Raw genomic sequence first — 21682 nt, forward strand, 5'->3', positions numbered from 1 at the left:
ACGAGGACGCCACGCTGACGGAGTTCTGCACACCCCAGTTAGCGTGGTGTCGTGCAGTACGTCATCCGGCAGTTCACCCCTGACGACACCGAGGCCGTGGTCGCCCTCTGGGAGACCTGCGGCCTGGTCCGACCCTGGAACGACCCGCGGAAGGACATCGCGCGCAAGCTCTCGGTGCAGCCGGAGCTCTTCCTCGTCGCGACCGACCCGGAGGGCGCCGACCGCCTCGTCGCCGCCGGCATGGCCGGGTTCGACGGGCACCGCGGTTGGGTCAACTACCTCGCCGTGCAGCCCGACCTGCAGGGATCGGGGCTCGGGCGGACGTTCATGGCCGAGTTCGAGCGGCTGCTCGCCGACATGGGCTGCCCGAAGCTGAACCTGCAGGTGCGCGCCGGCAACGAGCAGGTCATCGGCTTCTACGAGGCCCTCGGCTACGCGGACGACCACACGGTGTCGATGGGCAAGCGCCTCATCCCCGACGCCTGACGGACCCCGCCCGCCGTCCCCCGCCCGAGTCTCGCGCTCAGCGACACTTCTCGGGCGGATCGTCGCGAGAACTGTCGCCCAGCCCGAGTCTCGCCCCGCCCGACGTGTCAGGACAGGGCGAGCGCGACCGACGCAGCCAGCGCCAACCCGATGCCGACCCCCTGCAGCACGGTGAGCCGCTCCCGGAGCACCAGGCCCGCGAGCACCACCGTGCCGATCGGGTAGAGCGCGTTGAGGACGCTGATCACCGGCAGCGTCGCCGGGTCCGTGCTCGAGTGCAGTCCGGTCTGGATGAACACGTTCGCCATCGCGTCGAACACCCCGCACGCCACGATCACCAGCGCGAGCCCGCGAACCGAGCCGCCGCGGGCCGTGGACCCGGCCACCCCGTCGGCCGCGGCCGACGACGCGACGACCACCGCGCCTCCAGACCGAGCCGACCGAGCCGACCGAGCGGTCCGAGCCGCCCCCGCCGACCGAGCGGGCCGCGCCGACCGAGCCGCCCGCGCCGACAGCACCGCCGCCGCACCCAGCAGGAGCGCCTGCAGCACCCGCGCGACCACCAGCGGCGCGACCCCGGAGTCTCCAGGGGTCTCGTTGAACGCGAGCACGATCCCGCCGAACCCGCACCCCGCGACCGCCGCCGCGAGCACGCCGCGCGTGGTGAGCCGAGCGCCGCCGGTGTCCCGCACCGACGCGACGAGCACGACCGCGACCACCGCGACCACCAGTGCGCCGATCGCCACCGGCGACAGCACCGTTCCCCTGATCAGTGCGACCACCACGGGGACGACGGCGGAGAACACGGCGGTCAGCGGTGAGAGCACGCTCATCGGCCCGATCGCGAGGGCGGCGTACAGCAGCAGCACCCCGACGCCGCCGGACACCCCGCCGACCGCTCCCCACAGCGTCGCCTGCCACGAGAACCGTGCCCCGACGACGACCAGCCCGACCAGGAGCGGCGCCATGCCCACGGCAGCGGCGATCGCGGCGACCGTCACGGGTCGGACGCGCCGCGACGCGAGCCCACCCAGGAAGTCCGCGAACCCGTACACGAGCGCGCCGCTGAGGCCGAGCATCACGGTGAGCACGGGTCCCATCCTGCCCCGCCCGGTAGCCTGCCCAGCGTGAGTGTTCCCTACCAGCGCATGTTCCGGGTCGACGGCCGTTGGCGCTGGTGGCGGCCGCTCGTGGCGTTGGCCGTCTTCCTCGGGTTCTACCTGGCGACGCAGGTCCTCATCGCGGTCGCGTACCTCGTTCCGATCGGTGTGCAGCGCGGCCCGGACGGGCTCCGGGCGTTCCAGGACCAGCTGTCGTCAGGGGCGCTCGACCCGACCGACCCGGTCGTGCTCTCGATGACGATCGTGTCCCTGGTGGTGCTGCTGCCGTCGATCATGATCGCGGTGCGGATCGCCCGACTCGGACCGATCGGACAGCTGTCGAGCGTGCGGATGCGGGTCCGCTGGAGGTGGATGGCACGCTGCCTGCTGCCGCTCCTCGTCCTGGCGCTCATCATGGTCGGCATCCAGACCGCCGGCACGTACACGATCGACGGGTCCGGGGTGCACTGGAACACCGACGCGATCGGTCAGTCCACCGTGACACTCGGGACGCTGACGCTCACGATCGTCCTCGTGGTGCTGCTCGTGCCGTTCCAGGCCGCAGCAGAGGAGTACGTCTTCCGCGGCTTCCTCATGCAGACGATCGGCGCGTGGATCCCGCTGCGGAAGGCCGGCGCCGTCATCGCCGTGCTGGTCTCGACGGTGGTGTTCGCGATCCTGCACGTCCCGAACGGCTACAACATCTGGGGCATCCTCGACGTCGGGTCGTTCGGGCTCATCGCGGCGATCATCGTGCTCCGCACCGGAGGCCTCGAAGCCACGATCCTGCAGCACGCGCTCAACAACGTCACGATCTTCGTGCTGCAGGCGCCCGGGTGGTCGAAGATCGACCTCGACTCGTCGAACGGTTCCGCCGTCGGTTGGCTCATCACGCTCGGCACCTCGCTCCTCTACTGGGGGATGATCGAGTTCATGGCCCGGCGTTCCGGCCTCGACCGCCGGTTCCCGGGGTCCGAGGCGCCGCGGTTCCGCGGCCCGGTGCCTGCCTGGGCAGGCGGGTCGCGCTGGGTCCGGCCGGGAGGCACGGGCTGGTCGGGCGCGCCCGCTCGCTCCGAGGGCGTGGCCGGCTCCACCGCCGTGGCCGACCCTGTGGACAACGCACTGGGTGTCGCCGGTCGCCCGTAGGCTCGTGGGCATGAGCACCACCTCGGCCGCTGCTGCGCCCCCCGCGGTGTCGCCGTCGCGCGCCGCCGCACTCGACGTCCTGCACCGGGTGTGGGGCTACGACGACTTCCGCGGCGAACAGGCGGCGATCATCGACCGCGTCGTCACCGGTGGGGACGCCCTCGTCCTGATGCCGACCGGTGGCGGCAAGTCGCTCTGCTACCAGGTGCCCGCGCTCGTCCGCGACGGCGTGGGGGTCGTCGTGTCGCCGCTCATCGCGCTCATGCAGGACCAGGTCGACGCCCTCGCGGCGAACGGCGTCAAGGCCGCGTTCCTCAACTCCACGCAGGGCCCGGACGAGCGTGCTCGGGTCGAGCGCGCCGTCGTCCAGGGCGAGGTGGACATGCTCTACCTCGCGCCGGAACGGCTGCGGCTCGAGTCCACCCGTGCGCTGCTCGACCGTGCGCAGATCGCGCTCTTCGCCATCGACGAAGCGCACTGCGTCGCGCAGTGGGGCCACGACTTCCGTCCGGACTACCTCGAACTGAGCGTGCTGCACGAGCGCTGGCCGACCGTGCCGCGCGTCGCCCTGACCGCCACCGCCACGCCGCAGACCCACCGCGAGATCTCCGCGCGCCTCGGGTTGGACGACGCGGCGCACTTCGTCGCGGACTTCGACCGGCCGAACATCCAGTACCGCATCGAGCCGAAGACCGGGGCGCTGCAGCAGCTCCTCACGTTCATCCGGACGGAGCACAAGGGTGACGCCGGCATCGTCTACTGCCTGTCGCGCAACTCCGTCGAGCGCACGGCCGCGGCGCTCGTGGACCAGGGCATCCCGGCGCTGCCGTACCACGCGGGCCTCGACGTGCGGGTGCGCGAGCGCAACCAGTCGCAGTTCCTCCGCGAAGAGGGCATCGTGATGGTCGCCACGATCGCGTTCGGGATGGGCATCGACAAGCCCGACGTCCGGTTCGTGGCGCACCTCGACCTGCCGAAGTCGGTGGAGGGCTACTACCAGGAGACCGGTCGTGCCGGTCGTGACGGGCAGCCGTCGACGGCGTGGCTCGCCTACGGGCTGAACGACGTCGTGCAGCAGCGCCGGATGATCGACCAGTCCGAGGGGGACGCGGCGCACCGTCGGCAGCTCAGCGCGCACCTCGACGCCATGCTCGCGCTGTGCGAGACGATCGAGTGCCGGCGGGTCCGGTTGCTCGCGTACTTCGGGCAGGAATCCACCGCGTGCGGCAACTGCGACACGTGCATCGCCCCGCCGGAGTCCTGGGACGGCACGGTCCCCGCGCAGAAGCTCCTGTCGACGATCGTCCGCCTGGACCGTGAGCGTGGACAGCGGTACGGCGTCGCGCACCTGGTGGACATCCTCGTCGGCAAGCACTCGCCCCGTGTGCAGGAGCTCCAGCACGAATCCCTGGCGACCTTCGGCATCGGGTCGGACCTGTCGGAGGGCGAATGGCGCACGGTGGCGCGGCAGGTCCTCGCGCAGGGGTACGCCGCGGTGTCCGGCGACGGCTACGGCACGCTCGTGCTCAGCCAGAGCAGCGCGGAGGTGCTCGGTGGACGCGTGCAGGTGCTCATGCGTCGGGACCCGGTCAAGGCGCCCCGTGCCAGCCGATCGCGTCGTCAGGTGGTCTCCGACATGCCGCAGGAAGCGCTCGGCCTGTTCGAGGCGCTCCGCTCCTGGCGTGCGGCGCAGGCCCGCGAGCAGGGCGTCCCGGCGTACGTGGTCTTCAACGACGCGACCCTCAGGGGCATCGCGGCCGTTCGGCCGTCCGACGTCGACCAGCTCGCCGAGATCTCCGGTGTCGGTGCCGCGAAGCTCGAGTCGTACGGACGTGCCGTGCTCGACGTGGTGGCCGCCGCCGAGTGACCTGCCGACCTATGCCCCGCGCGGCATGGAACCCGTTGGTGCCTGACTACACTCGGAACCTCCCGCCACGAGGAGGCAGCAGGTGCCCGGTTCGACGATGTTCACCACCGTGCTCGCACGTGCCGTGGTGGCACCGCTCGCCCGCGCGGTCTGGCGCCCGAAGATCATCGGCCGCAAGAACGTCCCGAAGCGCGGCGCGGTGATCCTCGCGAGCAACCACCGGTCGTTCATCGACTCTCCGGCGATCACGATCATGGCGCCGCGCAAGGTCTCGTTCCTCGCGAAGCAGGAGTACTTCACGGGCAAGGGGCTCCGCGGTGCGCTGTCCCGCGCGTTCTTCGGCGGCATCGGCGCCATCGGGGTCGAGCGGGGAGCAGGAGCAGCGGCGCAGCACGCCCTCGACCTCGGCCTCGCACGGTTGCACGAGGGCGAGGCCTTCGCGATCTACCCCGAGGGCACACGCTCCCTGGACGGCCGGATCTACCGCGGTCGGACCGGCGTGGCATGGCTGGCGCTGACGAGTGGTGCGCCCGTCGTGCCCGTCGCGCTCACCGGCACCGAGGACGTCCAGCCCGTCGGCTCTCGGATCCCGAAGCTCGCCCGCGTGACGATCGAGTTCGGCAAGCCGATCGACCTGTCCACCTTCGGCGAGGCGTCGTCCGGTCGGGCGAGGCGTCACGCCACCGACGCGGTGATGGCGGCCATCCAGGAGATGAGCGGGCAAGAGCCGGCGAACGCGTACAACAACCCGCCGGCGACGATCGTCGAGCGGGTGCGCCGCGTGTTGCACCGCGACGACCCGAGTGAGGCCGTCGAACCAGACTGATCGTTGCGTGCTGGGAGTCTCCTATTGCACATACGAAATATCAGTGATTGAATAGGGCTGTGCCGATCGGCACCGCCTGACCGCCCGAACCGGACCAGGCGCACCGCAGACCTGACCCGGAAGGCACGCAGCATGTCGACCACGCCCCTCTTCGACTCGATCGCCCGCCACCGCGAGCGCCCCGTCGCCGTCCGCGCAACGATCACCCCGGCGCCGACGTCGCCGACGACGGCCCCGGTCGACGCGCCGTCTGCGCTCGTCCCGGCCGCCCTCGTCGCCGCCATCGACGACATCCCCGCCCGCATCGGTGCCGCGCTCCCGAAGGGGTACGCCGTCGGCACCGAACAGCTCGCCCTCGTCGAAGCCGTCGCCGACGCCATCACCCGCGCCGTCGTCGACGCCGTCGTGACCGAGCTCGACCGGATCGTCGCCGACGGCGTCGTCCGTTCCTGAGATCCGCCACGGCACCCGACATGACGATCGACGGCCTCCCGATGCGTCCGCGCGGCCCGGCTCGCGACGCGGTGAACGCAGCCGTCGCGTCCTCGATGTCCGGAGCGGCGGTGCCGACTCCCGCCGTTCCGGAACCCACGCCAGCAGGACGCCTCCGCGGGCGCGACTCCGCGCGTGCCGCTGCACCGACCATGCGGGTGACGCACGGATCCGGGGCGGAGTGGATCCGAGCCTCCCGTCCGGCCACCGTCGCGACGCCACTCGCCCGTCCCGACACCGTGCTGCCGAGCCGTCGTGACCTGCGTCCCGCGGGTCCCGCCCCCACCGTCCTGCCGAGCCGTCGCGACGTGCGTCCGGTCAGGCCCGCACCTGCCGCCCTCGCGCTGCGGACGGCCACACAGGCGCTCACGATCCCGCTGCGCAGCATCAGCAGCGCCATCGGCACCCCCAAGACCGTTCCGATCACCGCGACCGCGGTCGCTGCGTGCCTGTTCGTGACGGTCGCCTCGCCGCAGTCCGCGATGGCGGCGCCGCCCGAGGACCGGGCGATGGCGGTGATGGACACGCAGGAGTACGTCGCCCCTGACGGTGTCGCGCTCTCCGTCGACCGCGACGGCTTCTCGATCGCTCGTGCCCCGCAGGCCGCCCGGGGTCTGGTCGGGGCTGCCGGCGTGCCTGCCCCGGGCGTCTCGGTGGTGCGACCGGTCGCCGGGACGATCCCGGCGGCCGGCGGCTTCGGCGGGCGCTGGGTGCATGGCTGTGCCGCGTGCTCGACCAACCACCAGGGTCTCGACTTCGCAGCACCGACCGGGACCACCGTCGTCGCGGCGATGCCCGGCACGGTCGTCTCGGCCGGGGTGTTCGGCGGGTACGGCAACCAGATCCTCCTGCAGCACGCCGACGGCACCCAGACGCGCTACGGGCACCTGTCGCAGATCGGCGTCCGCGTCGGCCAGGTGGTCGCTGCCGGCGAGCGCATCGGCGCCGTCGGCAGCACCGGGGTGTCGACCGGGTCGCACCTGCACTTCGAGGTCATCATCGGAGGCGTCCCGCGCGACCCCGCCGCCTGGCTCGGAGCCCGCGGCTTGCTCTGACCCGCGGCTTGCTCTGACCCGCGGCGCGTAGCGTGCGATGCGTCGACGACAGGGTGTCGCGACGGAACGGAGACGCACGTGCGCGTGACGGTACTGGGAACCGGGGCCATGGGAGCCGGCGTGGCGGGGTCGCTGCTCCGCGAAGGACACGAGGTCACCGTCTGGAACCGCAGCCGCGAACGTGCGCTGCCGCTCGGCGACCAGGGAGCGACGGTCGCCGACGACCCGGGCACTGCCGTCGCGGACGCCGAGGTCGTCCTGCTGACCCTCTTCGACACCGACGCGGTGGTCGACGTCCTCGAACAGTCCGCCGGCGAGGCACCGGCGACCGCGGTCTGGGTGCAGTGCTCGACCGTCGGAGTGGACGGCACCGAGACCATCGTGCAGATCGCCGCGAAGTACGGCATCACCCTCGTCGAGGCGATGATGCTCGGCACGAAGGCACCTGCGGAACAGGGCAAGCTCACGATGCTCGCGGCCGGTCCCGCCGAGGTGCTCGACCGCGTCGACCCCGTGCTCGACGCGATCGGCGCGAAGACCGTCCGCGCCGGCGACCGTGTCGGCGAAGGGACCGCGCTGAAGCTCGCCGCCAACGCGTGGATCGCCTCGATCACGGCCGCGACCGGGCAGTCCCTGGCGATCGCGAAGGGGCTCGGGATCGACCCGGAGCTCTTCCTCCAGGCGATCGAGGGATCGGCGAGCGACTCCGCCTACGCCCACACCAAGGGCAAGTCGATGCTGTCGGGGGAGTACCCCGCGCAGTTCGCGCTGGACGGCCTCCGGAAGGACATCGGCCTCATCACCGAAGCGGCACGGTCTGCCGGTGTGTCCACGACGCTCCTCGACGCACTCGGCCGGGTCTACGCGGACGCGAGTGCCGCCGGGCACGGGGACGACGACATCGCGGCGGTCGGGACGGCCTTCTAGCGGGAGCGGCGGAACCAGCCCCTGACGCGGGCCCCGAGTCGCCCGACGGCCTCGTCGTTCATGGTGTTCGCGAGGTCGAACGCCTCTCGGGTCGGGTCGCTGCCGTCACGGATGCGACGGAGTGCGGCTTCGGCCCGCGCCCGGTTGTCGAGTTCGGCGAAGGGCATGTCGTCCTCGGGCTCGTGCGTCCGGGGGTGATCGGTGTCCCGCGCCTCGCTCATGCGATCAGGCTACGCGTGGGATCCGGAGTCGACAGCGTCGACCATCGCGGTCATCTCGTCGAGGAACCCGACGATCACAGCGGCATCCTCCGCAGAGAGCCGATCAGCCACCCCGAGGGGCCCGGACTCGAGGTCGTCGATGACGAGCAGTGCACGGCGCATCGCGGGTCCGGACGCGCTGAGGATGACACCGCGTCGGTCCGTCGGGTCCGGGTGGCGTTCGACGTGACCGGTGCGGACGAGTCGGTCCACGAGCGCTGAGGTCGACGCGGCGGTGATCCCGAGCCGCTCCGCGAGTTGCTTGGCGTTCACCGTCCGGCCGGCGGCGTCGGCGTCGACGAGGACCCGCAGCGCGGCCATCGCGTTCTCGCCGATGCCGAGGGACTCGCGCGCCCGGCGCTGGGACGCGCTCTCGGCGGTGCGGTACCGCCGGAGGGCGTTCAGCACGTCGACCGCGTCGATCCGGGATCCGTCGTCGTACCAGAAACCGGGGGCGCGTGTCGTCACCTCCGTCGTCATGGCGACAATGCTAGACGATCTAGTTAGAGCGTCTAGTGATGACGGGCACGGGTTTCGGGCGCAACACCCGTGACGCGGCCCGGAAACACCGTTGCAACGAGGGGTCAGTAGGTTCGCGACATGCAGGAGCCGCGGTGCTGAGCCGACTCGCCGGGAGTGTGTTCCGCGTCGGTGCCGCGATCGAACGAGCCGATGTGCTCGCACGGCTGCTCGACGTGTACCTGGCGCGATCCGACGCGGCCTCCGGTTCGGGGGAGCGGATCGTCAGCCGTGAGCTCCGCGTGGTCGCCGGTGCCACCGTCCGTCCTGCCACGGCCCTCGATCGGCACGCGACCCTCGAGTCCCTGGCCCTCGACCGGCACCAGCCCGCCTCGATCGCGGCAGCGGTGGCCGTCGCACGGGACGACGCTCGACGGGCCCGTGACGTCGTCTCCACCGAGCTGTGGGACTGCCTCAACGTCACGAGGTCCCGGATGCCGCGCAAGATCGCCGCAGGCCGGGAGCACGAGTTCCTGGGGTGGGTCCGCGAGCGCAGTGCCCTGGCGATCGGTGTCGTCGAGGGTGACGCCAGCCGTGACGAGGTGTGGGAGTTCTTCACGCTCGGCCGGTCCCTCGCACGGTGCGCAGCGACCGCGAGGCTCCTGGCCTCCGACCTGCTCGACCCCGAGTCCGCGGCCTCATGGGGGACCGCGCTCCGGGCATGCGGGGCGGGCGAGGCGTTCCAGCGGGCGACCGGGTCGGGTGCCCCCGCGTCCGAGGCGGCGGCGTTCCTGCTGCTCGACGACCGCAGTCCCCGCTCGATGCTCTTCCTCACGCTCCGCGCCGAGGAGTGCCTCGCCGACGTCGCGCCCGCTGCCGTCACCGAGGAGCTCGACGACCTCCGCGGTGCCCGCCGCGCGCTCCAGGCGCTGGCCCCGGCCGAGGCGATCGACGCGGCCCGCGCAGCGGGACAGCGGCTCGCGGCGGTCGCCGACCGCGTCTCCGGAGCGCTCGACGCACGCGTCTTCGCGGCGGCGGAACCGACGCACTGAGCGCAGGTCGCGCCGGACGGGAGGCTCGTGGCGGCCCCGCGCAGGGCCTCCCGTCCGGTTCCGGGCCGGGTCAGACGGCGCTGGAGCGGTCGGCGACCGCCTCGTCGCGCTCGAGGTCCTGCCGGATCTCCGCGCGCGACGCGCGCGTCCCGACCACGGGGATCGAGTGGGTGACGGCCATGTGCAGGCGGTTGTCGGCGTCGTAGCGCACGCGGTAGTGCTGGAACCGGACGAGCCAGACCAGGGCGATGGCGAGGGCGACGAACCCGGACGCGGCGCCCACGCCGATCGCCCACCTGGGGCCCCACGCGTCCGCGACCGCGCCGACGATCGGGGCGCCGATGGGGGTGCCGCCCGCGAAGATCGCCATGTACAGCGCCATCACCCGGCCACGCATCGCGGGCGCCGTGGTGGTCTGGACGAGGGCGTTGGCGGTCGTCATGAAGGTCAGTGACGCGAGCCCGACGAACACCAGCACGATCGCGAACGTCCAGTACGTCGGGGCGAAGGCAGCGGCCGTGCACGCCAGGCCGAACCCGGCGCTGGCGAAGACGAGCAACCGCATCCGTGGACGGTCCCGTCGTGCCGACAGCAGCGCGCCGAGCACCGAACCGATCGCCATCACGGAGTTGAGCAGACCGAACTCGCCTGCGCCCTTGTGGAACTCCACCCGCGCCATCGTCGAGGTGAAGATCGGGAAGTTCACGCCGAAGGTGCCGACGACGAAGATCATGCAGAGCACCACGATGATGTCGGGGCGCGTGCGGACGTACCGGAAGCCGGCGGTGATCTGCCCCTTGCCACGCTTCGCACGGACCCGGTCCGCGAGCTGTTCGGGGTCGACGAACCGCAGGGCGCCGAGGACCGCGGCGAACGAGGCCGCGTTGATGATGAACACCCAGCCGGAGCCGATCGCGGCGATGAGCACGCCGGCGACCGCGGGTCCGATGAGCCGGGCGGCGTTGAAGGACGCGGAGTTCAGCGCGACGGCGTTCGCGACGTGCTCGCCGGTGACGACGTCGGAGACGAAGGCCTGGCGCACCGGGGTGTCGAACGCGGCCACGATGCCGAGTGCCAGGGCGAAGGCGTAGAGCCACAGCAGCGTGGCGGTGTTCGTCACGACCATGATGCCGAGCCCGAGGCCGAGCATCCCCATCAGGGCCTGGGTCACCATGAGCGTGCGGCGGCGGTCGAAGCGGTCGGCGACGAGTCCGGTCCAGGGCAGCAGGAGGAGTTGCGGCCCGAACTGCAGTGCCATGGTGACGCCGACCGCGATGGCGTTGTCGTGCGTGAGCTGCGTCAGGACGATCCAGTCCTGCGCGGTCCGCTGCATCCAGGTGCCGACGTTCGACACCAGGGCACCTGCGAACCAGATGCGGTAGTTGCGTCCCGAGAGGGACCGGAACATGGCCGTCACTGGTGGGCCAGCCTCCTCATGATCTCGGTGGCCTCGGCGAGGACGCGCCGTTCGGCCGGGGTGAGTGCGGCGATGCGCGGTGAGAGCCAGCCGTCGCGGCGGCGGCGTGTCTCGACGACGAAGTCGGCACCGGCCGGGGCGGCGCCGATGAGGACCTTGCGGCGGTCGTCGCCGTGCCCGCCCTTGGACAGCAGCCCGCGGTCGACGAGCGCGGCGACGGTCTTCGTCATCGACGGGGGTGTGACGCCCTCGTTCCGGCTGAGTTCCGCGAGGGTCATCGGGCCGTCGCGGTGCAGCCGGGCGAGTGCCGAGAACATCGCGTCGCTGACCGTCGTGTCGGCCTTCTGCGCGCGGAGGGTCCGCGACAGCCGGTTCACCGCGATGCGGAAGTCCGTGCTCAGCGACGCGTGCGGCGCGGAGCGCTTTGTGGTCTCGGGCATGGTCACGATCGTTAGCCTAGCAAATTAGTTCAGCGAACGAACTTGTTCCCATCGGGAATCATCGATGCAGGTGTATGGTTCTGGACCGTAGACAACAGGTGTTGTCGAGAAGATTGGAGCAGTTCATGTCCGAGTTCGAGGGCAAGGTCGCCATCGTCACCGGTGGTGGCAGCGGTATCGGCGAGTCCATCGCGAAGGAGCTCGCCACCGCGGGCGCGAAGGTCGTCGTCACCGACATCAAGCTCGACGCAGCACAGCGGGTCGTCGGGGAGATCGAGCAGGCCGGTGGGACCGCCACCGCCTTCGAGGCGAACTCCGCCGTCGCCGCCGACAACGAGCGGGCCGTCCAGTTCGCGGTCGACACCTACGGCGCGCTGCACCTCGCCGTGAACAACGCCGGCATCGGCGCCGCCCCGCAGAAGATCGGCGAGTACGACATCGCCGCGTGGGACCGCGTCCGTGCCGTGGACCTGGACGGTGTCTTCTACGGGCTCCGCTACGAGATCCCGGCGATGCTGGCCTCCGGCGGCGGCTCGATCGTCAACATGGCGTCCGTGCTCGGCACCGTCGGCATCGCGCAGAACGCGGCCTACGTCGCGTCGAAGCACGCGCTCGCCGGGCTCACCAAGGTCGCCGCGCTCGAGTACTCGGCCCAGGGTGTCCGCACGAACGCGGTCGGCCCCGGCTTCATCGACACCCCGCTGCTGCGGAACGCGATGACCCCGGAGGCGATCAGCGCCCTCGAGGAGGAGCACGCCACGAAGCGCCTCGGCACCGACGCCGAGGTCGCGGCGCTGGTCCTGTTCCTGCTGAGCGACAAGGCCTCGTTCATCACCGGCAGCTACCACCTGGTCGACGGCGGCTACTCCGCCCACTGACGGTTCCGCGTGCAGGGCTCCTTCGCGCGTAGGAAGTCGAATCGCGCGTAGGAAGTCGGAAGTTCCGACCTCCGACGCGCGATTCCGCTTTCCCAGTCGGGCGACATGGGCAAGAACGCGCGTGGCGTCAGGCCGTGATCGCGTCGTGGGGGAGCAGGGCGTGCACACCCCACGTCTGGTTCGCGACCTGGGTGACGCGCATGCTCACCGCGACGCTGGCCATCGCGAGCGCCTCGGAGCGGGTGATGGCGTGCAGGCCGGCGATCCAGTCGACCATCCGGTCGAGGGCGGTCGTCGTCGCGGCGTTCAGGTCGGCGTCGAAGCCGAAGGTGATGCGGCCGGCAGGGGTGTCGGCGTGGATGCCGTCGACCGGAGCCTCGTCGAGGAGCGACAGCGTCACCGTCGTCGTCATGCCGCACTCGATCGCCGTGCCGGAGACCTCGCCGTCGCCCTGGGCCGCGTGTCCGTCGCCGACGAAGAGCAGCGCGTCCGGCACCGTCACCGGGAGGTGGAGGGTCGACCCGACGACGAGTTCGCGGCAGTCGATGTTCCCGCCGCCCAGCGGTCGCGGTGGGATGGTCGAGTGCTCACCCGTCGGTTCCGGCGGGACGCCGACGACCCCGAGGAACGGTGCCGTCTGGACGCCGAGGCCGAGCTGGTTGCGGGCGACACCCGTGCGGTCGTCGATGTCCCAGAGGAGGGGGCCGCGCTCCTGGGTCAGACCGAGCGCCCGGTTGACGGGCGTGTCCACGCCGCCTGAGCCCGTGTAGCCCCAGTCGTCCGGGACGAGGTCGTCGAACCGTACGGCGAGGACCTGTCCCGGCCGGGCACCCTCGACGGCGATCGGGCCGACGAGGCAGTGTCCTCGTCGCCCGTCGATGAGCGTCGGCGGGTGGTCGCCCGGGTGCTGTTGGCGCTCCGTGTAGCCCGCCGCGCTCAGCGTGCGGATCGTCACGGTGTCCCCGGGTGCGACGCGGAGCACCGGATCCCGCTCGGCGGTGAAGACGTCGATGGCGGTGTCGAGCGAGGCGTCGATGCGATGGGCGGTCACGGTCCGATCATCGCAGGCGAGCGTTCCGCCGGTTCGACAGGCGTTCCGCTGCGTCGCCGTCAGTGGAACTGGGGGATCGTCATCCAGATGCCGTACAGGACAGCGGCGATGCAGACCGCGAAGCACAGGCCGGCGCCGGCGAGGGCGACCGGGGGCGTGTGCCCGGACCGCGGGGTCTCCTCGCCGTACTGCGTCCGCTCGCCGCCCGTGTCGACGGGCTGCCCCGTCCCGAGCAGCCGCAGACCGAGTGTGTAGACCAGCACGACGCCGACCGCCGCCACGAACCCGACGCCCGCGACGATCGCGATGCTCCCGAAGTCGATGTCCATCGTCGTCTCCCGTTCAGCCCTTGGCCTCGACCGGCTCGCGCTCGGTCTCGTCCGTCGTGATGTCCTCGTGCGAGACCGGCCGGCGCTTCGCCAAGGCGTAGAAGGTGAGCCCGGCCGCGAGCGCCAGGACGGCGACGGCGATCAGCCCGATCACCGACGTGGACGCGAGCCAGGTCGCCAGCGCCCCGACGACCGCTGCAGCCGGGAGCGTGATCACCCACGCGACGACGATCCGGCTCACCACGTTCCAGTGCACGTCCGCGAGCTTCTTGCCGAGCCCGGAGCCGATCACCGAGCCGCTCGTGACGTGCGTGGTGGAGAGCGCGAACCCGAGGTGGGAGGACACCAGGATGGTCGCGGCCGAGCTGGTCTCCGCGGCGAAGCCCTGCGGGGACTGCACGTCGGAGATCTTCTTGCCGACCGTCTGCATGATGCGCCACCCGCCCATGTAGGTGCCCAGGCCGATCGCGAGGCCGCACGCCAGGATCACCCAGAGCGCTGGTCCGGTGCCGGCGTCCTGGTAGTTCGCGGCGATGAGGGTCAGCGTGATGACGCCCATCGTCTTCTGCGCGTCGTTCGTGCCGTGCGCCAGGGACACCAGCGAGGCCGAGATCGTCTGGCCGTGGCGGAACCCCGTCGCAGCGCCGTGCGTCGTGGCGTTCTTCGTGAGGGCGTACGCCAGGTAGGTCGCGACCAGGGCGATGACGCCGGCGATCACGGGGGAGAGCAGCGCGGGCAGCACGACCTTCGACACGACGGTCGCCCAGTCCACCGAGTTCAGGCCGGCGCCGATGATCGACGCCCCGATGAGCCCGCCGAACAGGGCGTGCGTCGACGACGACGGCAGCCCGAAGTACCAGGTGGCGAGGTTCCAGAGGACGGCGCCGACCAGCCCGGCGAAGATCATCGTCGGCGAGATGTGGATGCCGTCCTGTCCCTCGCGGATGATGCCCTGCGAGACGGTCTTGGCGACCTCGGTGGACAGGAACGCGCCGACGATGTTGAGCACGGCGGAGATGAGCACGGCGGTCCGGGGCTTGAGTGCGCCCGTGGCGACCGACGTGGCCATGGCGTTTGCGGTGTCGTGGAACCCGTTCGTGAAGTCGAACACGAGCGCGACCACGATCACGAGCACGACGATGACGAGGACGTCCATGGCGGCGACGGTAGGCCCACGGCGACGCGCTCGGGTGAACGCCCGGTGAACACGTCAGGCCGTCTGGCCGTCCGGTCGGTCCGGTCGTCTGCGAGGATGCTCACGTGCCCACGTTCTCTGCCGCCCGCGGCGACTCCTCGTTCGTCGACGCGCACGGTGTCGAGATCGTCTACTCGACCTGGCGCGCCGGGCGGCCGAAGGGGATCGTGCAGATCGCCCACGGCGTCGGTGAGCACTCGCTCCGGTACGAGCGGCTCGCGCAGGAGCTCGTCCGTGCCGGCTGGACGGTCGTCGCGAACGACCACCGCGGTCACGGTCGGACCGGGCTCGGCCAGTGGGACGGCGACCACGCGAAGCTCGGCAGGCTCGGCGTCGGCGGGCTCCGGGCCGCGATCGACGTCGTCGAGCAGATGACCTCCGTGGCGCGGCAGGAGACCCCCGGTGTCCCGCTCGTGCTGTTCGGGCAGTCGTGGGGGTCGCTGATGGCGCAGCGCATCCTGAACACCTCGAGCGAGTCGTACGACGGCGTCGTGCTGTCGGCGACCGCGTACCGCCTGCCCGGATGGATGAACGGCGGCGACCTCAACAAGCGGCACGCCGCGCTCGGTCAGACCCGGTTCGAGTGGCTCAGCCGGGACCGGGCGGTGGTCGACGCGTTCGACGCGGACCCGCTCACGGTCGACGCCGACGTGATGGGGTTGTTCGGACTGCCGGACACGCTGCGTCTGCTCGGGGTGCCTCGCCGGGGGATCCCGCACGACGTCCCCGTGTTGCTGCAGGTCGGGTCCGACGACAGCCTCGGCGGTCCGCGGTCCGTCGAGAAGCTGGCAGCCGCGTACCGCCGTCGCGGCGGGCTGACCGACGTGGTGGTGCGGGTCTACGAGGGCGCTCGGCACGAGATCTACAACGAGACGAACCGGGACGAGGTCGTCGCGGACCTGGTCGCCTGGCTGGGGCGCGTCGCTCGCTGACGGGGCGCTCGCTGACCGGCCGCTGCGCGTAGGGTCGAACCGTGCACGGTGAGTACAAGGTCCCAGGCGGAAAGCTCGTCGTCGTCGACCTCGACGTGGTCGACGACACCATCCAGGAGTTCCGGCTGGCGGGTGACTTCTTCCTCGAACCGGACGACGCGCTCCCGCTCATCGACGCCGCCGTGAACGGGCTGCCTGCCACCACGGACGCAGCCGGCATCGCCGCAGCCGTCCGCGCTGCCCTGCCTGTCGACGCCGTGCTGCTCGGCTTCACGCCGGAGTCCGTCGGCGTGGCCGTCCGCCGGGCACTCTCCCGGGCGTCGACGTGGCGCGACTACGACTGGCAGATCATCCACGAGGGGCCGATCAGCCCGAACGAGCACCTCGCCCTCGACCAGGTCCTCACCGAGGAGGTGGGTGCCGGCCGACGCGGGCCGACCCTCCGCATCTGGGAGTGGGACCAGCCCGCGGTGGTCATCGGCTCCTTCCAGTCGCTGAAGAACGAGGTCGATCCCGAGGGTGCCGCGAAGTACGGCGTCGAGGTGGTCCGGCGGATCTCCGGCGGCGGCGCGATGTTCATGGACGCCGGCGCGATCATCTCGTACTCGCTGTACGTCCCGACCGACCTCGTGCAGGGCATGACGTTCGCCGACTCGTACGCGTACCTCGACGAGTGGGTGATCGAGGCGCTGAAGTCCCTCGGCATCGACGCGTACTACCAGCCGCTCAACGACATCACCTCGACCAAGGGCAAGATCGGCGGCGCCGCGCAGAAGCGGCTCGGCACCGGAGCGCTGCTGCACCACGCCACCATGAGCTACGACATGGACGGCGAGAAGATGGTCCAGGTGCTCCGCATCGGTCGCGAGAAGATGAGCGACAAGGGCACGACCTCGGCCGCCAAGCGCGTCGACCCGTTGCGGTCGCAGACGGGGTTGTCGCGGGCGGCGATCATCGAGTCCTTGATCGGGACCTTCACGACGCTCTACGGGGCGACGCCGGGAGCCGTCACGGACGCCGAACGACAGCGGGCGCAGGAGCTCGTCGAGTCGAAGTTCGCGACCAAGGAGTGGCTCCAGCGCGTCCCGTGAGCGTGGTCGGCGACCGGGCCGTGGTGGGTGCGGTGGGGATCCCGGCGTTGGTCGGCGGCCGGGCCGTGGTGGGTGCGGTGGGGACCCCGGCGTTGGTCGGCGGCCGGGAGAGGGGGGATCCCGGCCGCCGCACTTCGAGTGTGGACGTCATCCCCAAGAACGAGACGTGTGGATCATGAGAATCCTCCGCGCGGCTGATCCGCCGACCAGAGGCGGCACGTAGCCTCGCTTGCGTGAACTGGTTGATCCTGTTGGGGGCGGTGGCCGCTGCGGTCGTCGTGACGTGGATCGCCGATCGTCTGGGGTGGATCGACCTGTCGAACAAGTCGACCAGCAGCGGGGGATCCGGTGGAGTCGTCTCGATGATGGACGAGGTCTTCGCGCCGACGCGCCACGAGACCCAGGCGGAGTACGAACGGCAGGCCCGCCTGCCCCGTGAAGCACCGACGCCCGCCGACGACGACCACGACCTGCTGAGCGGGACGGTGCTCATCAAGGTGCCGACGGTCAGGGGCACCGGCGGCCGCCACGAGGCACGCGCCGGAACCCACCACCGGCAGTACTGACGGCCCACCCGACTGACGGCCGACCCTGACCGACGACGTCAGCGGGTGGTGAGCTCCTGGTAGTCGGGGTGCCGCTCGATCCACGCCGCGACGTAGCTGCACTGCGGGACGACACGGCGCGAGGAGCCCGAGCGGACGTCGTCGAGCGCGTGCTGCACGAGGACCGAGGCGTGGCCCCCTCCCCGGTGCGCGGGGTCGACCTCGGTGTGCACGAAGCGGATCTCGTCGTCGGCGATCTCGTAGGCGGCGAACCCGATCACGGTGTCGTCCTCCACCAGGGAGTACTGCTGCTGATCGGTGTCGTTCCGGACGTCCAATGCCATGTCGACGACGCTACGCCGCGGCCCCGAAGAGGGGCCTGTGCGCCCGCTGTGTGCCTCGCTAGCGTCAGCGGGTGACCGACCACCGCCCGCCATTCCGCTTCCGGACGCCTCCGGGGTGGCCGACGCCGTCCACCGAGTGGGTCGCGGCGCACCAGCTCGCCGAACCCGGTCCGGGGTTCTCCCCTGGCCCGGGTATCCCGCCCGCGCCGTCCGGGTGGCGCTTCTGGCGTGCCGACCATCGGGCGTTCCGGGCGGCGATGCCCACCCGGCGGCGGCGGATCGAGCTGCTCGGCGCGGCGGGACTCGTGCTGCTGGTCCTCGGGATCGTCGGCGTCGTCGTGCTGACGGCGGCGGACGTGCCGGCGGTGTTCGCCGTCGCCCCGATCGCGGCCGGGGGAGCGCTGTACATCGTGCCCTGCGTGCGATGGTGGGACCTCGCCACGGACACGGCGCGATCGATCGCCGCGACGGCCGGGGTGTGGGGACCGACCTCCGTCTCGGCCCCGGCGGCACGGGCCGGCTTCGGGAGGTCGGCCCGCGTGGCCACCGGCATCACGGCCGCCATCGCCGCGGCCGCACTCGTGGCCGGCGCATCGGCCGGCGTCGCCCCGGTCGTGACGGACGCCGGGCGGTCCCTGGCCGGCGCCGTCGGGAGCGTTCGTGGCGGCCTCCCCGAGGACGAGGAGCTCGCGGCCCCCTACACCTCGGACGACGGGCAGATCGACATCACCCAGGTCAGCGACGACGCGTGGGACGCCACCTGCGCGGCGACACCCGGTGACTCGAACTGCTGGAGCTGGGAGGTCGACGCGCTGACGGACTGCGACCTCTCCGTGACGATCGGGTTCGCCGACACCGCGCTCGGGGACGACACCAGGACCGTGACCCGTGCCGTGCACGTCTCCGCGGGCCGACCCCTGTACATCGCGGAGCTCGGGGACGAGGACTACAGCGGCATCGACACCGCCTCGTGTCTCGGGGAGGTCCCGCACCGGGTGGACGTCGACCAGACACCGGCCGACGACCCCGCCTACGAGGAGCAGCCGGACGGGTGTGACCTCACCGGGTGCATCGGCTGGACGCTCCGTCCGGGCGAGGACTGCGCGGACGCCTCGGTCCAGTTCCTGGTCACGGACGAGTGGCGCGACGTGCCGGATCCCCACGACCTGGTGATCGGTGCGCCGTTGCAGAGCAGCGTCCCCGTGACCGTCTTCGCGGGCGGGGTGGAGTCCTTCGCCGGCGACGCGACGATCACGCAGATCACCTGCTCGTCGTCGGACAGCCCCGATGCGGACGCCCAGCCGGGGGCAGCGGCACACACCTGACCAGCGGACGCCTCGCCCTGCGAGCCCGAAGCCCTGCGAGCCCGAAGAGGGGCCTGTGCGCCTGCCGTGACGACCGCTACCCTCGGCGCGTGACCGAGCAGCACCCCGTCGACGTCGAGCCCCGATTCCGCACCCCACCCGGGTGGCCGACACCGTCGGCCGCATGGGTCGAACGTCACCACCTGGCGGAGCCGGCACACGGCTGGGGCCCGGCCCCGAGCCTCCCGGCTGCCCCGCAGGGCTGGCGCTTCTGGGAGGTGGACCGGCGCGCGTTCTGGCACGACCGACGGAGCGTGGTCGGACTCGCCCTCGTCCTGGTGGGCATCGCCGTCGTCATCACCGTGTCCGTCCTCGGCGGAGAACTCCGCGGGCTCACCGCACTCGGTCTGGTGCCGGTCGTCGGCGGAGCCGCCGTCGCGATCACGAGCAGCGTCCGTCGTGCCGCCCTGGCCGACCGCCTCGTCGCCGTGGCCCGCGAGCGTCGCGCAGCGGACCCGATCGACCCCGAGGCCGCTTGGGGCGTCCCCGGAGCCCTCCCCTTCGTCGAGGCGTCCGGGGACGAGCGCCGCTCGCCCGTGCGACGTCGGAACCGGATCGCGGTCGTCGTGACGGCGACGGCCACGGCGGTCGTGACCATCGTGGGTGCCTCCGTGGCCGTCGTCCCGCTCGTGCAGGAGACGGTCGGCGGGGTCGGCCAGACGCTCGCCCTCGGGCTGCAGGACGACGCCCCGGCGCCGCCGACGGCATCGGCGTCGCCGGATCCGGACACCGACCCGGCCCCGGACACCGATCCGACACCGGCGCCCGCCCCGTCGACGGTGGCGGTCGACGCCGTCCTCGAGGACGGGACGGCGCTGCAGGCCGACTGCGGGGTCGCGATGGCGGGCCGGACGGACCCGGCGCACTGCTGGGCCTGGTCGCTCACCGCGCCGGCCGCGTGCGAGGCGAAGGTCACGGCCCGGTTCGGCCCTGATGCGAACGCGCCGGCGACCCGGACCGAGGAACGGTTCGTCTCGCTGTCACCTGGCGTGCCGCTGTCCCTCGTGCTCCGCGGCGGAGAGACCAACGCCGGGCTCGACCACCTGACCTGCGTCAGCGCGGGGTCCGCGCCCTACCCGATCGGCACCTACGACGCCGGGGTGGAGCTGCCCGACTCGGACTTCCCGGCCGCCTGTGACGACTGGGGGTGCGACGGGTTCATCTTCGACGCCGAGTCCGCGTGCGACGCCGCGACGATCGAGGTGCACGCGTTCGACGACGTCGCGGACCAGCACTCGCGGGACTACGTGGTCGTGCAGCCGCTCGCCGACGGGACGAGCACGACCCACAACGAGGTCTTCGTGCCGTACGACCACGGCCGGCAGCCGGCCGACGCCGAGGTGTCGTCGGTGACGTGCGAGAGCTGAGCCCGTGTGCGCGACAATGATCGGGTGAGCAAGGGAGACGAGGCACCGGACCGGGTCGTCCTCGGCGACAACCTCGACGCCCTCGCCACCCTGTCCGACGGCGCGTTCACGGTCGTCTACCTCGACCCGCCGTTCAACACCGGCCGGTACCAGCGCCGGCACGCCAGCTCAGCGGTCCCGAGGGCCGACGGCCCCGTGATGGGCTTCCACGGCCGGAACTACGAACGCGTCCGCGGCGACCTGATGCGCTTCGACGACCGCTTCGAGGACTACTGGTCGTTCCTCGAGCCCCGCCTGCTCGAGGCGTGGCGGGTCCTCGCGCAGGACGGCACGCTGTACCTGCACCTGGACTACCGCGAGTCGCACTACGCGAAGGTCCTCCTCGACGCGCTGTTCGGCCGTGACGCCTTCCTCAACGAGATCATCTGGGCGTACGACTACGGCGCGAAGTCCCGCTCCCGCTGGCCGACGAAGCACGACACGATCCTGGTGTACGTGAAGGACCCTGCCCGGTACCACTTCGACTCGACGGCGGTCGACCGCGAGCCCTACATGGCACCGGGGCTCGTCACGCCGGAGAAGCGGGAGCGCGGCAAGCTCCCGACGGACGTCTGGTGGCACACGATCGTGTCGCCGACCGGCCGCGAGAAGACCGGGTACCCGACGCAGAAGCCCGAGGGGATCCTCCGGCGGATCGTGCAGGCGTCGTCGCGTGAGGGCGACTGGGTCCTCGACTTCTTCGCGGGCAGCGGCACGACGGGCGCGGTCGCCGGGGCGCTCGGCCGCCGCTACGTGCTCGTCGACGACAGCCCGACGGCGTTCGAGGTGATGCGGAAACGCCTGCCAGGCGCGACGTTCGAGGTGCTGCCCCCGGCGACGATGGCCGCGGATCCCGCCGTGTGAGGTGGTGGGGCGTGCGTGGGCGCGCTGCGTGGGGCGACTCGGAACGACAGGGTCGCTGTCGTACGACAGCGGTTCTGTGGCCCTCACGCGCGTGCAACTGTTGCAGACGCGTGGAAACGACGAAGTCGCTGTCGTACGACAGCGACTTCGTCGTTC

At 71.7% G+C, this 21682-nt stretch carries 24 protein-coding genes; 15 read left to right on the top strand and 9 right to left on the bottom strand.

What is annotated here, in order from left to right; genetic code table 11:
• Positions 1 to 51 precede the first annotated feature (51 nt).
• A complete protein-coding gene (locus AAEP80_RS06800) occupies positions 52 to 486 on the top strand; it encodes a GNAT family acetyltransferase (protein ID WP_281266942.1) in 435 nt (144 codons plus the stop codon).
• 107 nt (positions 487 to 593) lie between these two features.
• Here AAEP80_RS06800 and AAEP80_RS06805 read toward each other — a convergent pair whose 3' ends face one another.
• Complete coding sequence (locus tag AAEP80_RS06805) at positions 594 to 1577, bottom strand: EamA family transporter (protein WP_420366464.1); 984 nt, start codon at positions 1575 to 1577, stop codon at positions 594 to 596.
• A 36-nt stretch (positions 1578 to 1613) separates the two neighbouring features.
• Between AAEP80_RS06805 and AAEP80_RS06810 the strand changes: the two genes are divergently transcribed.
• From AAEP80_RS06810 to AAEP80_RS06835, 6 genes are all read left to right on the top strand, one after another.
• Positions 1614 to 2732: a CPBP family intramembrane glutamic endopeptidase gene (locus AAEP80_RS06810; protein WP_420366465.1), complete on the top strand. Its 1119-nt coding sequence runs from the start codon at positions 1614 to 1616 to the stop codon at positions 2730 to 2732.
• 10 nt (positions 2733 to 2742) lie between these two features.
• A complete protein-coding gene (recQ, locus tag AAEP80_RS06815; RefSeq protein WP_413602810.1) occupies positions 2743 to 4599 on the top strand; it encodes a DNA helicase RecQ in 1857 nt (618 codons plus the stop codon).
• Positions 4600 to 4681: 82 nt separating this feature from the next.
• Positions 4682 to 5425 carry a lysophospholipid acyltransferase family protein gene (locus AAEP80_RS06820; protein ID WP_413602809.1) on the top strand — a complete coding sequence of 248 codons (744 nt, stop codon included), beginning with the start codon at positions 4682 to 4684 and terminating at the stop codon, positions 5423 to 5425.
• A 132-nt stretch (positions 5426 to 5557) separates the two neighbouring features.
• Positions 5558 to 5878 (top strand): hypothetical protein, encoded by a 321-nt coding sequence (locus AAEP80_RS06825; protein WP_420366466.1) that lies wholly within the window; start codon positions 5558 to 5560, stop codon positions 5876 to 5878.
• Between the two features lie 20 nt (positions 5879 to 5898).
• On the top strand, positions 5899 to 6972 hold the full coding sequence (locus AAEP80_RS06830; RefSeq protein ID WP_420366467.1) for a peptidoglycan DD-metalloendopeptidase family protein: 1074 nt from the start codon (positions 5899 to 5901) through the stop codon (positions 6970 to 6972).
• A gap of 84 nt (positions 6973 to 7056) precedes the next feature.
• Positions 7057 to 7899 carry an NAD(P)-dependent oxidoreductase gene (locus AAEP80_RS06835; protein WP_420366468.1) on the top strand — a complete coding sequence of 281 codons (843 nt, stop codon included), beginning with the start codon at positions 7057 to 7059 and terminating at the stop codon, positions 7897 to 7899.
• Here AAEP80_RS06835 and AAEP80_RS06840 read toward each other — a convergent pair.
• Positions 7896 to 8120, bottom strand: a complete 225-nt coding sequence (locus tag AAEP80_RS06840) for a hypothetical protein (protein ID WP_402728165.1) — start codon at positions 8118 to 8120, stop codon at positions 7896 to 7898. The genes AAEP80_RS06835 and AAEP80_RS06840 overlap by 4 nt on opposite strands.
• A 9-nt stretch (positions 8121 to 8129) precedes the next feature.
• Positions 8130 to 8639: a MarR family winged helix-turn-helix transcriptional regulator gene (locus AAEP80_RS06845; RefSeq protein ID WP_420366469.1), complete on the bottom strand. Its 510-nt coding sequence runs from the start codon at positions 8637 to 8639 to the stop codon at positions 8130 to 8132.
• A gap of 134 nt (positions 8640 to 8773) precedes the next feature.
• Here AAEP80_RS06845 and AAEP80_RS06850 point away from each other — a divergent pair, with 134 nt between their 5' ends.
• Entirely contained in the window at positions 8774 to 9670 is an 897-nt protein-coding gene (locus AAEP80_RS06850) for an alpha-E domain-containing protein (RefSeq protein ID WP_420366470.1), read from the top strand.
• 70 nt (positions 9671 to 9740) lie between these two features.
• On the opposite strand, the gene AAEP80_RS06855 is transcribed toward AAEP80_RS06850, so the two are convergent.
• Both AAEP80_RS06855 and AAEP80_RS06860 read right to left on the bottom strand, forming a co-directional pair.
• On the bottom strand, positions 9741 to 11087 hold the full coding sequence (locus tag AAEP80_RS06855) for an MFS transporter (protein ID WP_420366471.1): 1347 nt from the start codon (positions 11085 to 11087) through the stop codon (positions 9741 to 9743).
• Positions 11084 to 11527 carry a MarR family winged helix-turn-helix transcriptional regulator gene (locus AAEP80_RS06860; RefSeq protein WP_420366472.1) on the bottom strand — a complete coding sequence of 148 codons (444 nt, stop codon included), beginning with the start codon at positions 11525 to 11527 and terminating at the stop codon, positions 11084 to 11086. Before AAEP80_RS06860 ends, AAEP80_RS06855 begins: the two co-directional genes overlap by 4 nt.
• Before the next feature lie 125 nt (positions 11528 to 11652).
• Between AAEP80_RS06860 and AAEP80_RS06865 the strand changes: the two genes are divergently transcribed.
• Positions 11653 to 12405, top strand: coding sequence for an SDR family NAD(P)-dependent oxidoreductase (locus AAEP80_RS06865; RefSeq protein ID WP_281266954.1), 753 nt, complete (start codon positions 11653 to 11655; stop codon positions 12403 to 12405).
• A gap of 127 nt (positions 12406 to 12532) precedes the next feature.
• Here AAEP80_RS06865 and AAEP80_RS06870 read toward each other — a convergent pair whose 3' ends face one another.
• From AAEP80_RS06870 to AAEP80_RS06880, 3 genes are read right to left on the bottom strand one after another with little or no spacing between them, the layout of a single operon-like run.
• Complete coding sequence (locus AAEP80_RS06870) at positions 12533 to 13456, bottom strand: acetamidase/formamidase family protein (RefSeq protein WP_420366473.1); 924 nt, start codon at positions 13454 to 13456, stop codon at positions 12533 to 12535.
• A gap of 59 nt (positions 13457 to 13515) precedes the next feature.
• A complete protein-coding gene (locus AAEP80_RS06875; protein WP_420366474.1) occupies positions 13516 to 13785 on the bottom strand; it encodes a hypothetical protein in 270 nt (89 codons plus the stop codon).
• A 13-nt stretch (positions 13786 to 13798) separates the two neighbouring features.
• The gene (locus AAEP80_RS06880) at positions 13799 to 14941 is read right to left on the bottom strand and encodes an inorganic phosphate transporter (RefSeq protein WP_413602800.1); all 1143 of its coding nucleotides are present in this window, start codon (positions 14939 to 14941) and stop codon (positions 13799 to 13801) included.
• Positions 14942 to 15045: 104 nt separating this feature from the next.
• Here AAEP80_RS06880 and AAEP80_RS06885 point away from each other — a divergent pair, with 104 nt between their 5' ends.
• From AAEP80_RS06885 to AAEP80_RS06895, 3 genes are all read left to right on the top strand, one after another.
• Positions 15046 to 15912 carry an alpha/beta fold hydrolase gene (locus tag AAEP80_RS06885; RefSeq protein WP_420366475.1) on the top strand — a complete coding sequence of 289 codons (867 nt, stop codon included), beginning with the start codon at positions 15046 to 15048 and terminating at the stop codon, positions 15910 to 15912.
• Positions 15913 to 15953: 41 nt separating this feature from the next.
• Complete coding sequence (locus AAEP80_RS06890) at positions 15954 to 17003, top strand: lipoate--protein ligase family protein (RefSeq protein WP_420366476.1); 1050 nt, start codon at positions 15954 to 15956, stop codon at positions 17001 to 17003.
• A 233-nt stretch (positions 17004 to 17236) separates the two neighbouring features.
• The gene (locus AAEP80_RS06895; protein ID WP_420366477.1) at positions 17237 to 17569 is read left to right on the top strand and encodes a hypothetical protein; all 333 of its coding nucleotides are present in this window, start codon (positions 17237 to 17239) and stop codon (positions 17567 to 17569) included.
• 38 nt (positions 17570 to 17607) lie between these two features.
• Here AAEP80_RS06895 and AAEP80_RS06900 read toward each other — a convergent pair whose 3' ends face one another.
• Positions 17608 to 17892: a GNAT family N-acetyltransferase gene (locus AAEP80_RS06900; protein ID WP_281266961.1), complete on the bottom strand. Its 285-nt coding sequence runs from the start codon at positions 17890 to 17892 to the stop codon at positions 17608 to 17610.
• A gap of 71 nt (positions 17893 to 17963) precedes the next feature.
• On the opposite strand from AAEP80_RS06900, the gene AAEP80_RS06905 reads away from it, so the two are divergent.
• From AAEP80_RS06905 to AAEP80_RS06915, 3 genes are all read left to right on the top strand, one after another.
• A complete protein-coding gene (locus tag AAEP80_RS06905; RefSeq protein ID WP_420366478.1) occupies positions 17964 to 19217 on the top strand; it encodes a hypothetical protein in 1254 nt (417 codons plus the stop codon).
• Between the two features lie 89 nt (positions 19218 to 19306).
• The gene (locus tag AAEP80_RS06910; RefSeq protein ID WP_420366479.1) at positions 19307 to 20623 is read left to right on the top strand and encodes a hypothetical protein; all 1317 of its coding nucleotides are present in this window, start codon (positions 19307 to 19309) and stop codon (positions 20621 to 20623) included.
• A gap of 24 nt (positions 20624 to 20647) precedes the next feature.
• Positions 20648 to 21526, top strand: coding sequence for a DNA-methyltransferase (locus AAEP80_RS06915; RefSeq protein WP_420366480.1), 879 nt, complete (start codon positions 20648 to 20650; stop codon positions 21524 to 21526).
• The last annotated feature ends 156 nt before the right edge of the window (positions 21527 to 21682 follow it).

Origin of the sequence: Curtobacterium sp. L3-7 (assembly GCF_048756585.1) — a bacterium.
In the GTDB taxonomy this organism is placed as follows: Bacteria; Actinomycetota; Actinomycetes; order Actinomycetales; family Microbacteriaceae; genus Curtobacterium.